Origin of the sequence: Cohnella thailandensis, assembly GCF_014212135.1 — a bacterium.
Taxonomy (GTDB): domain Bacteria; phylum Bacillota; class Bacilli; order Paenibacillales; family Paenibacillaceae; genus Cohnella; species Cohnella thailandensis.
This window is the reverse complement of sequence record NZ_JACJVQ010000027.1, coordinates 14,039-26,600: the sequence shown is the minus strand read 5'-3', so window position 1 is coordinate 26,600 and position 12,562 is coordinate 14,039. Positions and strand designations below refer to the sequence as shown.

At 58.1% G+C, this 12,562-nt stretch carries 13 protein-coding genes; 2 read left to right on the top strand and 11 right to left on the bottom strand.

Features of this window, described 5'->3' with window-relative positions; translation table 11 throughout:
• Window positions 1-28: 28 nt before the first annotated feature.
• A complete protein-coding gene (gene adhE / locus H7B67_RS27940) occupies window positions 29-2,635 on the bottom strand; it encodes a bifunctional acetaldehyde-CoA/alcohol dehydrogenase (protein WP_185123185.1) in 2,607 nt (868 codons plus the stop codon).
• A gap of 202 nt (window positions 2,636-2,837) precedes the next feature.
• Window positions 2,838-3,491 (bottom strand): molybdenum cofactor guanylyltransferase, encoded by a 654-nt coding sequence (mobA, locus tag H7B67_RS27935; RefSeq protein ID WP_185123184.1) that lies wholly within the window; start codon window positions 3,489-3,491, stop codon window positions 2,838-2,840.
• Window positions 3,492-3,750: 259 nt separating this feature from the next.
• Here mobA and H7B67_RS27930 point away from each other — a divergent pair, with 259 nt between their 5' ends.
• Window positions 3,751-4,515 (top strand): Crp/Fnr family transcriptional regulator, encoded by a 765-nt coding sequence (locus H7B67_RS27930; protein ID WP_185123183.1) that lies wholly within the window; start codon window positions 3,751-3,753, stop codon window positions 4,513-4,515.
• Window positions 4,516-4,562: 47 nt separating this feature from the next.
• Here H7B67_RS27930 and folE read toward each other — a convergent pair whose 3' ends face one another.
• The 7 genes from folE to H7B67_RS27895 form a co-directional block, all read right to left on the bottom strand.
• Window positions 4,563-5,156: a GTP cyclohydrolase I FolE gene (gene folE, locus H7B67_RS27925; protein ID WP_185123182.1), complete on the bottom strand. Its 594-nt coding sequence runs from the start codon at window positions 5,154-5,156 to the stop codon at window positions 4,563-4,565.
• Between the two features lie 42 nt (window positions 5,157-5,198).
• The gene (locus H7B67_RS27920) at window positions 5,199-5,423 is read right to left on the bottom strand and encodes a YneF family protein (protein ID WP_185123181.1); all 225 of its coding nucleotides are present in this window, start codon (window positions 5,421-5,423) and stop codon (window positions 5,199-5,201) included.
• Between the two features lie 130 nt (window positions 5,424-5,553).
• On the bottom strand, window positions 5,554-6,576 hold the full coding sequence (locus H7B67_RS27915; protein WP_185123180.1) for an HD-GYP domain-containing protein: 1,023 nt from the start codon (window positions 6,574-6,576) through the stop codon (window positions 5,554-5,556).
• A 212-nt stretch (window positions 6,577-6,788) separates the two neighbouring features.
• Window positions 6,789-8,012 carry a tRNA epoxyqueuosine(34) reductase QueG gene (gene queG, locus H7B67_RS27910; RefSeq protein ID WP_342592623.1) on the bottom strand — a complete coding sequence of 408 codons (1,224 nt, stop codon included), beginning with the start codon at window positions 8,010-8,012 and terminating at the stop codon, window positions 6,789-6,791.
• Between the two features lie 61 nt (window positions 8,013-8,073).
• Window positions 8,074-8,661, bottom strand: coding sequence for a signal peptidase I (gene lepB, locus H7B67_RS27905; RefSeq protein ID WP_185123178.1), 588 nt, complete (start codon window positions 8,659-8,661; stop codon window positions 8,074-8,076).
• On the bottom strand, window positions 8,658-9,248 hold the full coding sequence (locus H7B67_RS27900; protein ID WP_185123177.1) for a DUF402 domain-containing protein: 591 nt from the start codon (window positions 9,246-9,248) through the stop codon (window positions 8,658-8,660). Before H7B67_RS27900 ends, lepB begins: the two co-directional genes overlap by 4 nt.
• Window positions 9,249-9,441: 193 nt before the next feature.
• The gene (locus H7B67_RS27895) at window positions 9,442-9,864 is read right to left on the bottom strand and encodes a GNAT family N-acetyltransferase (protein WP_185123176.1); all 423 of its coding nucleotides are present in this window, start codon (window positions 9,862-9,864) and stop codon (window positions 9,442-9,444) included.
• Window positions 9,865-10,269: 405 nt separating this feature from the next.
• Between H7B67_RS27895 and H7B67_RS27890 the strand changes: the two genes are divergently transcribed.
• Entirely contained in the window at window positions 10,270-10,881 is a 612-nt protein-coding gene (locus tag H7B67_RS27890; protein WP_209649222.1) for a superoxide dismutase, read from the top strand.
• Window positions 10,882-11,100: 219 nt separating this feature from the next.
• Here the strand turns inward: H7B67_RS27890 and H7B67_RS27885 are convergent, their stop codons facing one another.
• Complete coding sequence (locus H7B67_RS27885; protein ID WP_221468927.1) at window positions 11,101-11,358, bottom strand: DUF2164 domain-containing protein; 258 nt, start codon at window positions 11,356-11,358, stop codon at window positions 11,101-11,103.
• Window positions 11,342-12,562 carry an A/G-specific adenine glycosylase gene (mutY, locus tag H7B67_RS27880; protein ID WP_185123175.1) on the bottom strand — a complete coding sequence of 407 codons (1,221 nt, stop codon included), beginning with the start codon at window positions 12,560-12,562 and terminating at the stop codon, window positions 11,342-11,344. Before mutY ends, H7B67_RS27885 begins: the two co-directional genes overlap by 17 nt.

The window sequence follows — 12,562 nt, the reverse complement described above, 5'->3', positions numbered from 1 at the left end:
AGTCATGCTCCCCTTCGGCCCCGCCGCCTCAGAACCTTCCGTAAAAAGCGTTGCGATAAACGTCCGCCAGCTCGGTCACGAGAGGCAATCGCGGGTTCGCCGTCGTGCACTGGTCCTCGAACGCCCGGTCGGCCAGCTCCTCCACCCGGGCCTCGAAGTCGGCCGGGTCGAACCCGAGTTCGGCGAACGACTCGGGAATGCCGAGCGAAGCGTTCAGCTTGCGGATCGCCGCGATCAGGCTGTTCACGCCTTCCTCCGTCGTCTTCGCCGGGAGAGCCAGCATCCGGGCGATCTCCGCGTAGCGAAGGTCGGCGACGTAGTGCCCGTACTTCGGGAACGAAGCGAACTTCGTCGGCTTCTGCGCGTTATAGCGAATGACGTGCGGCATCAGGATCGCGTTCGTCCGGCCGTGCGCGGTGTGGTATTGACCTCCCCATTTGTGCGCGAGCGAGTGATTGATGCCGAGAAAAGCGTTCGCGAACGCCATTCCGGCGATCGTCGACGCGTTGTGCATTTTCTCACGGGCGAGCGGATCGGCGGAATGGAACGACTTCTCGAGGTGATCGAACACGAGGCGGATCGCCTGCAGCGCCAGCCCGTCCGTGTAGTCGTTCGCCATGACCGACACGTAGGCCTCGATCGCGTGCGTCAGCACGTCCATTCCCGTATCGGCCACCGCCGTCTTCGGAAGAGAATAGACGAACTCGGGATCGACTATCGCCACGTCCGGCGTCAGCTCGTAGTCGGCGAGCGGATACTTGGTGTTGCCCTTGTTCTTGTCGGTAATGACCGCGAACGAGGTCACCTCCGAGCCCGTGCCCGACGTCGTCGGAATCGCCACGAACTTCGCTTTGCGTCCGAGTCTCGGATATTTGTAAACTCTCTTCCGGATGTCGAGGAACTTCTGCTTAAGCGAATCGAAGCTCGTATCCGGGTATTCGTAGAACAGCCACATCGCCTTGGCCGCGTCCATCGGCGAGCCTCCGCCGAGCGCGATGATGCAATCCGGCTTGAACGATGCCATCAGCGCCGTCCCTTTCTCGACCGTATCCGTCGAAGGATCCGGTTCGACGTCGGAGAATACCTCCAGGTAAACGGGCGTTTTCCGCTTGCGGAGGTAGTACTCCAGCTTCTCGACGTAGCCCAGCTTGACCATCATCGCGTCGGTGACGACCATGATGCGAGAGATGTCCGGCATTTTCTCCAGGTACTGAGTGGCGCCCTTCTCGAAATAAACCTTCGGCGGAACCTTGAACCATTGCATGTTGACGGTTCTCCTCGCTACTCTTTTCACGTTGATCAGGTTGACCGCCGACACGTTTGAGGTCGTCGAGTTGTGTCCGTACGATCCGCAGCCGAGCGTAAGAGAAGGCAGGTTCGTGTTGTAGATGTCGCCGATGGCCCCGTGCGTCGACGGAGCGTTGACGATGACGCGCCCGGTCTGCAGCCTTGCGGCGAACGCCTGGATCACTTCTTCGTCGCGGCTATGAACGACCGACGAGTGGCCCATTCCGCCGTAAGCGACAACCTCGGCGGCCCTCTCGATGCCTTGGGCCGCGTTCTTCACCTTGTAGTAGGCGAGAACCGGACTGAGCTTCTCCGCCGACAGCGGATAAGCGGCTCCGACTCCGGCCAGCTCGGCCACGAGGATTTTCGTATCCGCGGGGACCCTCAGCCCCGCAAGCTCCGCGATCTTGACGGCGGATTGGCCGACGATGACGGCGTTGACCGCGCACTTCTCCGGGTTGATGACGAGCTTCGATACCGCCTCCGTCTCCTCCTTGTTCAGAAAGTAGCAGCCGTTGTCCTTCATCAGCTTGCGCACCCGGCCCTCCGCCGGCTCCTCGACGATGACGGCCTGCTCGGACGCGCAGATCATGCCGTTGTCGAACGTCTTGGACAGGATCAGGTCGGTGACCGCCTGCTCCAGATCGGCCGTCTTCTCGATGAAGCACGGCACGTTGCCCGGACCGACGCCGAGCGCCGGCTTGCCGGTGCTGTATGCCGCCTTCACCATCGCGGATCCCCCGGTGGCCAAGACGAGCGCGATGCCCGGGTGGTTCATGAGGAGACCGGTCGCCTCGACCGAGGGGTTCTCGATCCACTGAATGCAATGCTCCGGCGCGCCCGCCCGAACGGCCGCGTCCCGAAGCGTTCTCGCCGCTTCGGCGCTGGACCGCTGCGCCGAGGGGTGGAACGCGAACACGATCGGATTGCGGGTCTTCGCCGCGATCAGCGACTTGAACATCGTCGTGGAGGTCGGATTCGTTACCGGCGTGACGCCGGCGATGACGCCGACCGGCTCGGCGACCTCCTGATAGCTCTCGTAGGGATTGTCCTCGATGATGCCGACGGTCTTGGCGTATTTGATGCTGTGGTAGATGTACTCCGTCGCGAACAGGTTCTTCGTGATTTTGTCCTCGTATACGCCTCTTCCCGTCTCCTGGATCGCCAGCTTCGCGAGCTCCATGTGTCTTTCCAGGCCGGCCAATGCCATCGCCTGCACGACGGTATCGACCTGAGCCTGATCCAGCGACAAATATGCCTCTCTTGCTGCCATTGCCCTTGCTGCCAAAGCTTCGACTTCCTCCGCCGAGGTACTCGTAACGGGCGGCATACTCTCTTTTACAGCCATGGTCTCTCTCCCTCCAGAGAAAACAAAATGGACAACGCGGCTTCGGCGCCCCGGCGGCGCAGAAGCGAACCTTACGCAACCCAAGCTGTCAATCGCTGCCGGGCCGCTGCCTCCAACGTACTCCTCGCCATCTTCCGCAACTATGACATGGTTCACATCCGCCAATCTTACGCTTCTATCCGCCGCATTTTCGCCAAACCCGTCAGATTCCCGCCCGGAACCGGCTTTCCTCGATCGCCGGCCTTGCGTGGAATCCCGTTCCGCGAATCGTCTCCAGGAAATCGAAGGCGATGCCTTGCTGGGCGAATTCGCCCTCGGCCACCTCTCCCCAGGCCAGATACCCGGGCAGATCGGCCAGGGTCGCCCCTCCTTCCTCAACCAGCTTCGCGATTCGCCCCGCGCACTCGCAATCGTATACCCCATGCAGCGGATGCGGCCCATCCTTATCGGACGGCCATACCGCCTCGTAATTGCCGATCAGCCTCTTCAGCAGCAATCGGGCCGCCGCCGGGCTGAGTTTCGGCATGTCGCAGCCGACGACCCACGCATAGCGCTGCTGGGACAGCGACAAGCCCGCCGCCAAGCCTCCGAGAGCTCCTCTGCCCGGCATGTAGTCGGACACGATTCGGACGGAAGAGGGCACCAACGGCAGATACGACTTGGGCGAACCCGTCACGAGGATGATCTCCTGGCATAGATCGTCCATCAGGCGAATCTGTCTGTCCAGCAGCGCCTCCCCCTCGTAGGGCAGCAAAACCATGTTCCTCATCCGCATTCCCCGGGCCGCGCCGCCTGCCAGAATGATTCCGCTCACCATGGCGCCGCCCCCCTCTTCCTTCGCCGGAGCTCGAGACAACCGGAACTCCTCATCCTTACCGCCTTCCTTTCTGCCCGATTTCGGTAATCTGCCTCCTCCAATCCTCGATGTTCTGGCGGACGAAACACCTTTATTTAACGACGGAATCCCGGCGAGAAACTGTGATTATTGTCATTCTTGTGGCGGACGGAGCAAAAATCAGGGAATTCCCCCCGTTACATTCAGTCAATCCCCTCATAACCGATCCCCGCGAATTCCATTAAAATAGAATCATAAAGAGTTAAGGAGCGTGATCCGAATGACCGCGATCGCCCAGAACGCGACCTCCCATACACCCAACAAAGCAGCCCGTCTTCCGATCTCCAACGAAGGGTTGGCCGGCACCGCCCGGTGCTTCTCCGCCGACAGCTTCGCCAAGATGCAGAGCATCATGTACCGCAAGCCGATCGAGAAAGGGAGCGTTCTTTTCTGGGAAGGGGATCCCGCCGACAAGCTGATTTTCGTGCGCAGCGGGAGAATCCGGATCACGAAGACCTCCGATACCGGACGAAATATGACGTTATACATGCTTCAGAAGGGAGATCTCTACGGCCAGCCGGAACCGTTCGCGAATCCGGTGCACGCCTTTAGCGCGGAGGTGCTGGAGGACGGGGAGATCGGCGTCATGCAGATGGCCGACCTGGAGGTGCTGCTGTGGCAGCATGGGGATCTCGCGATCGAGTTCATGAAGTGGATGGGGCTCGTGCACCGGATGACGCAATCGAAGTTCCGCGATCTGATGCTGTACGGCAAATCCGGGGCGCTCTGCTCGCTTCTCATCCGATTGTGCAATTCGAACGGGGTTCAGGAGAAGGAAGGCATCTACATTACGCTGAAAATAAGCCATGCGGAGATGGCCGACATGATCGGAGCGACGAGGGAGTGCGTCAACCGCATGCTTTCGGACCTGCGCAAGGAAGGCGTGCTTACCGTTCGCGAGGGTCATCTGCTCATCAAGGACGTCCCTTACCTGCGCGGAGTCTGCCGTTGCGACCAGTGCCCGATGGAGATCTGCAGATTATAAAAAAAACGCTCTCTACTTAGCCTTCCGGCTAACCTAGAGAGCGTTGCTTATTCCTTGATGAGCGACAGGAACTCCGATCGAAGGGCCGCGCTGTTGCGGAAATGCCCCCGAACGGCCGAAGTGACCGTCTTGCTGCCGGGCTTCTTCACTCCTCGGGAGCACATGCACAGATGCTCGCCTTCCACGACGACCATCACCCCGTTGGGAGAGAGGACCTCTTCGAGGATGTCGGCAATCTGCGAAGTAATCCGTTCTTGCACTTGCAGCCTGCGCGTCACGGCTTCCACCAGCCGGGCGAACTTGCTTAAGCCCGCGATCTTGCCGCTCGGAATGTAGCCGATATGGATCTTGCCGAAGAACGGCGCCATATGATGCTCGCATTGGCTGTAATAGACGATATCCTTCACGATGACGAGCTCTTCGTGCTTCTCGTCGAACGTGACGCCGAGCACGTCGCGCGGGTCCGCTTCATAGCCCGCGAAGATCTCCTCGTACATTCGGGTAACGCGAGCCGGCGTCTCCAGCAAGCCTTCCCGTTCCACGTCTTCGCCGATCAGCTTCAAAATCTCCCGAACGTGATACTCGACCTTCTCCCGGTTGCTAGCCACCTGGGAATTCGTATAATCCTTCAACCCCGACAATGGATTCCCTCCCTATGCGGTGAATGGCGCTCCATCGGCCGCTTATTTGCGGCGAGGCTTGTTCAAATTCTGATTTTTCATCATCTGTTGCGCCTTATTCAGCTGCTGTTTGTTCATATTATAGCCCATTTGCTTCGCCATCTTCTGGATCATCTCTGGATCGTTCTGCATCTTGGTGAGCTGAGAACGCAGATAAAATACGCCTACGACAAAGCCGATGATAAGCCCGACGATCAGCGTTACAATCGGAATAATGACATCCCACATCGTACTGATTCCCTCCGTACTATCCACAATAGCTAGCCGATCCGAAGGGTCTCGGAGTCAGGCCGCTTCCCTATGATAGCATGGCCTTGGAGGTTGGGCAAACAAGTTGCCGCGGGAATCCGATCTCGCCTTAAGAGAGCACCGATTCGATAAAAATCGTCGTGCGCTGGGCAAGGTCGACCTCCGAGGCTCCGACGGCCTCGTCCCCCGCCTTGTCGATGACGCGGACGATCGGCCTGCCGGGAAGTCCCTTGTGCTGGCCGACGACGACCCCCGTTTGGCGGTTGGACAGCCTTACGGAAATTCCGTTCGGATAGACGGAGACGATCCGCAGGAATTCGATCAGAACATCCCGGTCCACGACGGTTCCGGACATCGCGTTCAGCCTCTCGACCGCTTCGTGCGGCAGAATCCGCTTGCCTTCGGATAGATCGGTCAGCATATTATCGTAGATATTCGCGATCGCCGTGATCTTCGCGTAGAGATGGATCTCGTCTCCCCTGATCCCCCTCGGCTTGCCGCTGCCGTCCACCGCCTCGTGGTGCTGGAAGGCCACGTGCGAGATGAGCAGGCTGTATTCCCGCTTCATCTTCAGCATCTCGAAGCCGCGCCAGGAATGGTGGCTTCTTCCCTCCTGCAGCTCGGGCGCCCCGACTTTCCCGATATCGTGGAGCAAGGCTCCCATGGCCAGCTCCTTCAGCTGGATCATGTTGAGTCCCATGTTCACGCCGACGAGAGTCGCCATCATGCAGACGTTCATGGAATGAATATAGATGGCATTGTCCTCGGTTCGGATATCCGACAGCTGGACAAGCACGTTCTGGTTCTTCAGCACGTCTTCCAGCAGCGCGTCCACGGTCATGCTGATCGCCTTCGTATTGAAGCTCTTGCCGGAGCGCAGAGCATCGAACGATTCGGACATCTGCTGAATGACCGCTCCCTTCGTCGATTCGGAGAGCACTTCCTCGATCGATATATCCCGGAACATCGGATCGTCGATGTAGATCATGGTGACCCCGACTCTCTTAAGCGTGCTTATCATAAAAACCGTCAGCTGCACTCCGGTCGTCAACAGCACGGTTCCGTTCGCGGAGAAGATCGTTCGTCCGAGAACCTGTCCCGGTTCCACGCTCTCAATATCAACCAGCCTCAAACGTCTCTCACTCCTGTCTTGTCCTTCTGCTACCCTCAAGTATCGGGCAAATTCGACATAAGCACAAGCCATATTGCGCGAAACTTCGGGAATTAAGACTTTTTTACCTCGAATTTCCCAGGAAATGATTCCTCCGTAAAAAAGGAGTCCGGCCTTTTTTGCGGCCGAACTCCTTGGTTCTGCTGATAAATTCTTAACGCCATTCCGTTTACTCACTCGGCCGTTCGGGGCTCCGCCGATTTTTTCCTGCCCGCCCTTCGCTTCGGTCCTCCGGAACGGAGCGTCTCCAAGGCGCGCCCGATCGCTTCCAGCGCCTGCTCGTCCGTCTCCGTTCCGGCCGCTTCGGCAAGCGCGGCCTCGGCATCGCTTCCTCCGATTCGGCCAAGCGCCCAAGCGGCGGTTGCCCGAAGCTCGAAGCGCGGATCCTCCCGCAGCACCTTCGCGATATCGGGGACGGCCGCCTCGTCCCGGAAGTTGCCTAATCCGATCAGCGCGTTGCGTTGGATCGGCTTGCGTCCTCTCCAGGCAGCGGCGCTCGAGCCGAACTTCTCCTTGAACTCCCGGTTGCCCATCGAGAGAAGCGGCACCAAGAGAGGCTTCGCGATCTCCGGGTCGGGCTGGAGCTCGGCGTGGCGTCCGATGTCGATTCCCCGGTTGACCGGGCAGACGATCTGGCACGTATCGCAGCCGTAGAGCCGGTTGCCGATCTTCTCCATGACGTCTTCTTCCAGGATGCCTTTGGTCTGCGTCAGAAAAGACACGCAGCGCTGAGCGTTCAGCTGCCCGGGACCGACCAGCGCACCCGTCGGGCAGGCGTCGATGCAGCGGGTGCACTCTCCGCAGCCGTCTTCGACCGGCTGATCGGGAGGCAGAGGCAGGTTGGTGATCATCTCCCCGAGATAAGTCCAAGTACCGAGCTCGCGGGACAGAATGAAGCTGTTCTTGCCCGTCCAGCCGATGCCCGCCCTCTCCGCCACGGCGCGGTCGGATAACGCGCCCGTGTCCACCATGGACAAGCCGCGCGCTTCCGGAACTCTCTCCGCCAGCCAAGCCGACAGCCGCTCCAGCCGGTTGTTGAGAACGCGGTGGTAGTCCTCGCCCCATGCGGAGCGCGAGAGAATTCCTCTCCGCGCTCCAGGCTCCGATACCGGAGGATTCTTCATCTTCGACGGGTACGCGACCGCGATCGCGATAATCGAGCGAGGCTCGTCGAACAGGAGGGCCGGATCTGTCCTCTTGTTCAGATCCGGCTCTTCAAAGCCCGATTCGTAGCCCTGCTCTCGGTGCTTCAGCAAGCGCTCCTTCAGCTCGGCGAACGGGTCGGGCGACGCGATTCCGATCTTGTCGATGCCAAGCGAAGGAGTCGCCGCGATCAGCTCGCCCTTCAATTCGCGCCAGAATTTCTCGTCCCTTGGCTTCGTTCTAACGACTTCCACCCCGTTCACCTCCTTCCGCGCGAGGGCACGAACGGGGGAACGCGGCCTCGCTTATTCTAGTTTAAAGAGACTGCCATCTGGAGATCGGCCATATGATCCAATCGGCTCTGCCTTTGATCAGGCTCTCCGGAACCTCGCCGAAGGAACGGCTGTCCTTGCTGGACTCCAAGTGCCGATTGTCTCCCATCACGAAATAATGACCCGCGCTCACGGTAATAGGCCCGATGTCTCCATCCTCGATGACGGCGTCGGTATAGCGTTCCACTTGAAGCGCTCCGTTGATGTATAGCTGATGATCGCGAACCTCGAGACGGTCTCCCGGCAGCCCGATAATCCGTTTGACGAGCAGCGTCTTCTTGTCCGATCCCTCGCCGGGTTCCTTCAGGATGACGACGTCTCCCCTGGAAGGATGCCCTATCTTATAGGAAATCTTGTTCACGAACAGCCATTGCTTCTCGTACAACGTCGGTTGCATGGAGATGCTCTTGACCGTGGACAGCTGGAAAACGAATGCCCGCAAAAGAACGACGATGACGATTGCGATAGCGAGGGCTCGAATCCAGTCCCATAGCTCTTTGCGCCACGCGGGCCGATCGGGCCGCACGGACCTCGACCTGCCGGATGAAGGAGTGCCGGGAGCTTCGCTCATGAAGGTTCGCTGTCTCCTTTGCCGTTGATATAGGCTTTCCACTCGGAATAATAACGCTGAACCTCATCGTTGGCGAACGGCTGTCCCTTGGCTTCGATGCGGGCATGTAGACGACCCAGCGCCGTCTCGGCATGCTCTTGAACCGTCGGGTTGTACCGATATTCTTCTTTGTGCCTCTCGTACTCGTCCCTGTCGAGATCGTAGTACGTCCCTTCCGGAAGGAGAACGACATCCAGATCGTAATCGATGTACGTCAGCACGTCCGCATAGCGGTAGGGAGGCGAAGCGATGTTGCAGTAGTATCGAATCCCCTTCTCCTCCAGGAGAGCCACTATGTTGAACCATTCTCCCGGAATGAAGAAGGACACCGCCGGAACCCGGCTGATCCATTCCTTGCCGTCCGCTTCCCGGATGATCGTATGATCGTTGACGAAGACCATCATCGATTCTTCGGCGTGCGCCGGATGAAGCAGCGAATCGGGAAGCTGCCAATTCTCCATCCATACCCGATGCAAGGAACCGTTGTTTTTGAAGCTTTTGATCACACAGCGTTCGAAAGAAGCGAACCGATTAGAATCGCTGTTCATGGGTTACGCCTCCTGCCCGGCCGTCCGTTACGCGAAATATCGAATTCAAATGTATAGGGTCAAGATGATTACTATAAGAAAAGCATATCTTATGGCCAAAAGCAACCGTCATTCCGGCGCCTCCGGGCACGTAAGATATGCCTTCCTCATAACGCTTTATCGAGATAATGGCTTGTCCGTCCGTTATAAACGATTATATAGCCATAATGGAAAGCGGCTTAGCCAGCTTCGCGAATCCGAGCGTCACTTCTTTAAGCGACTCGTAGAAGGGCAGCAGCTGCTCGTTGTGCTTGTCTCCCGCAATCAATACCTTGAGCACATTGCGCTGACGGAACCTTACGTTCATCGCCGAGACCAACGTTTTGCCGACTCCTTGACGACGATAATCCGGATGAACCGCCAGACGATAGACATACCCTTTGTTGTGGTCGATCGTTCCGATCATAAGGCCGATAATGGAATCGCCCTTCTCCGCGACCAGCACCAGTTCGCTGTCCCACGACAATTGGCGGGCCAACGCCCCCATCGTCTCTTCGCAGCACTCTTCCGACAACGCGACCGCCATCAGGTCCGCAACGACCCGATAGTCCGACAGTTGGAACGTACGAATGTTCATTCTATTATCTCCCCGGCTTAAAAGATGATTGCGAAGACAGAACACAGAAGATAGAACAAAATAGTACTAAAGTGACACAAGGATAATTTTACGACAAGTTTCAGAAAAATTCTTCCCTTTTGTTAAGAAAACATAAAATTTTTTTGGCGTATTCTCGCGCAAATCAATGAAAGCGCTTCTATTAAAGCGCTTTCTGTGGATTGACGTCAAAAAACCGTAAAATTCAGCTCATTTCGCCTAAAACGGAGTATTTCTCTTTTTGCATAAATAAAGGAGAATAGGGAACTCTATCCTGGTCGTTGGGAATCGGCCGACTTTTTAAACATCCATGTTGATTTAATATCCGAAATCAGGGATAATAAGAAATAGGCTACATATTTAAATTTTGAAGGAGGATTTCAAATTATGGCACACGTATTACCACCGCTCCCATATCCCAACAACGCTCTGGAGCCGCATATCGATGCGCTTACGATGGAGATCCACCACGACCGTCACCACAACACCTATGTTACGAACCTGAACAACGCTCTGGCTAACGCGCCTGAACTGGCCGAGAAGAGCCTGAACGACCTGATCTCCGACCTGAACGCCGTTCCGGAGAGCATCCGTACGGCCGTTCGCAACAACGGCGGCGGCCATGCGAACCACTCCCTGTTCTGGGAGATCATCGGACCGAACGCCGGCGGCGCACCGAAGGGCGCTCTTGCTGCCGCTATCGACAGCGAGCTGGGCGGCTTCGACAAGTTCAAGGAAACGTTCGCTCAAGCGGCTACGACTCGTTTCGGCTCCGGCTGGGCGTTCCTCGTCGTCGGCAAGGACGGCAAGCTCAAGGTATACAGCCTGCCTAACCAAGACAGCCCGATCATGGAAGGCGAAACTCCGATCCTCGGCCTGGACGTTTGGGAGCATGCTTACTACCTGAAGTATCAGAACAAGCGCCCTGACTACATCAGCGCTTTCTGGAACGTTGTCAACTGGGACAAGGTCGGCGCTCTTTACGACGCTGCCAAGTAATTCGATCTCCAGCGAAAAAAGCTGCCCGAGGGCAGCTTTTTTTGTTTAAGCGGTACGTCAGTTGGGTGCTGGGACTTGCCTAGGGAGTTTATGCGGCGCTTGATCCATCACTTGGGTAAATTATACTCATCTGAAGAGCCTCATGCGGCGCACGGTCCATCACTTGGGCAAACTTTACTCTTTTTAAGGGTCTCCAGCGCTCGGTGGTCAGGTGCGTGGCTACCGTCCCCGACGAACCGGAACCTCCAGAGAATACAGCTCCTCCTCGAGAGAAGCCATCTTCTGCGCCAGCACGTGGCGGGCGTCCGCGAGCGCTTGGTTGTACAGATAAGGGCTTAGCTCGCGAATCATGAAGTCGAGGAACTGCTCCGCCCCCAGGTTGCCGATCGTTTGATCCAGCTCGTTCTCGAAATATGTCTGGACGCCGCGCACCAACTCTTCCCTTTGTTCCTTGGGCAGCTTAAAAGGTTTGATCATAGTCGCCCTCCCGTGAGAAATGTTCGCTTAGAATCTTGCGGAACAGATTCGGCCATGCCAGTCTCTCGAAGTCCTCGCGGTCGATCCACCGATAGCCGGCCGGAAGCTCGCCCGCTTCCGATGCCGATTGCTCGTCCCTTTCATAAGAGGCTGCGGACTCTCTCACCGCCTCTTCGCCAAGCAACCCCGCCGCAGCGCCGGCCATGTCGTCCCGGATCGCACGATCGAACGACACCCGATCCGCTCCCCAGATTCTCACGAACCAATGCAGGTGCGAGAAGACATGCTCGGCATCGCCGAGGAAACCGGTCGTCCGGACGTTCATCCCTTCGAGCGCGAACGTCGTTGCGAGCCAGCCGGGAGCCACGTCATCGTTAGACCATGCCTCTAACGGAGCTTCGATATGCGGCAGCTCCCACAGCCTGGCGAGCAGCCCCTGCTCGGGCCGCTGTCTGGCGAGCACGCGTCCGTTCGCATCTTCGATCAAGACCGCCAGACGATGCTGCGGCTTCGGCTTCTTCGCCTTCGTCTTGATCGGAAGCTCCTCCTGCCGGCCCGACAGCCTCGCCGCGCAATGCTCCATCACGGGACAGGTCAGGCAATGCGGCGAACGCGGCGTGCAGACGAGCGCCCCCAGCTCCATCAGCGCCTGATTGAAGTCGCCCGCCGCGCCCTCCGGAATAAGCTCGCGCGCCAGACCTTCGATCCCGACCCGAGCCGCCGGCTTGGCGATGTCCTCCTCCAGGCAGAAATACCGCGACAGCACCCTCATGACGTTGCCGTCGACGGCAGGCTCCGGAAGGTTGAACGCGATGCTGAGAATTGCCCCCGACGTATACGGTCCGACCCCCTTCAAGCCGCTGACCGCCGCTTTGTCCGCCGGGATCTCTCCCCCGTGCTTCTCCGCGATCTCCTTGGCGGCAGCCTGAAGATTCCTGGCGCGCGAATAATAGCCGAGCCCCTCCCACAGCTTCAGAACGTCCTCCTCCGGAGCCTCCGCAAGATCCCGCACCGTAGGGAATCGTTCGATGAAGCGATTAAAATAAGGAATGACCGTGTCTACCCTCGTCTGCTGCAGCATGATCTCCGATATCCATATATAATAGGGGTTCTTGCTTCTGCGCCATGGCAGATCGCGATTCCCTCTCCGATACCACGCCAGCAGCTCTCGGCTGAAAGCCTCGGCGGCCACCGATTCGTACAT

Bases quoted from the DNA above. Each gene is read 5' to 3' on its own strand.
- adhE (WP_185123185.1), bottom strand. From the start codon at position 2,635: ATGGCTGTAAAAGAGAGTATGCCGCCCGTTACGAGTACCTCGGCGGAG.
- H7B67_RS27930 (WP_185123183.1), top strand. From the start codon at position 3,751: ATGACCGCGATCGCCCAGAACGCGACCTCCCATACACCCAACAAAGCA.
- H7B67_RS27920 (WP_185123181.1), bottom strand. From the start codon at position 5,423: ATGTGGGATGTCATTATTCCGATTGTAACGCTGATCGTCGGGCTTATC.
- lepB (WP_185123178.1), bottom strand. From the start codon at position 8,661: ATGAGCGAAGCTCCCGGCACTCCTTCATCCGGCAGGTCGAGGTCCGTG.
- H7B67_RS27900 (WP_185123177.1), bottom strand. From the start codon at position 9,248: ATGAACAGCGATTCTAATCGGTTCGCTTCTTTCGAACGCTGTGTGATC.
- H7B67_RS27895 (WP_185123176.1), bottom strand. From the start codon at position 9,864: ATGAACATTCGTACGTTCCAACTGTCGGACTATCGGGTCGTTGCGGAC.
- H7B67_RS27890 (WP_209649222.1), top strand. From the start codon at position 10,270: ATGGCACACGTATTACCACCGCTCCCATATCCCAACAACGCTCTGGAG.
- H7B67_RS27885 (WP_221468927.1), bottom strand. From the start codon at position 11,358: ATGATCAAACCTTTTAAGCTGCCCAAGGAACAAAGGGAAGAGTTGGTG.
- mutY (WP_185123175.1), bottom strand. From the start codon at position 12,562: ATGTACGAATCGGTGGCCGCCGAGGCTTTCAGCCGAGAGCTGCTGGCG.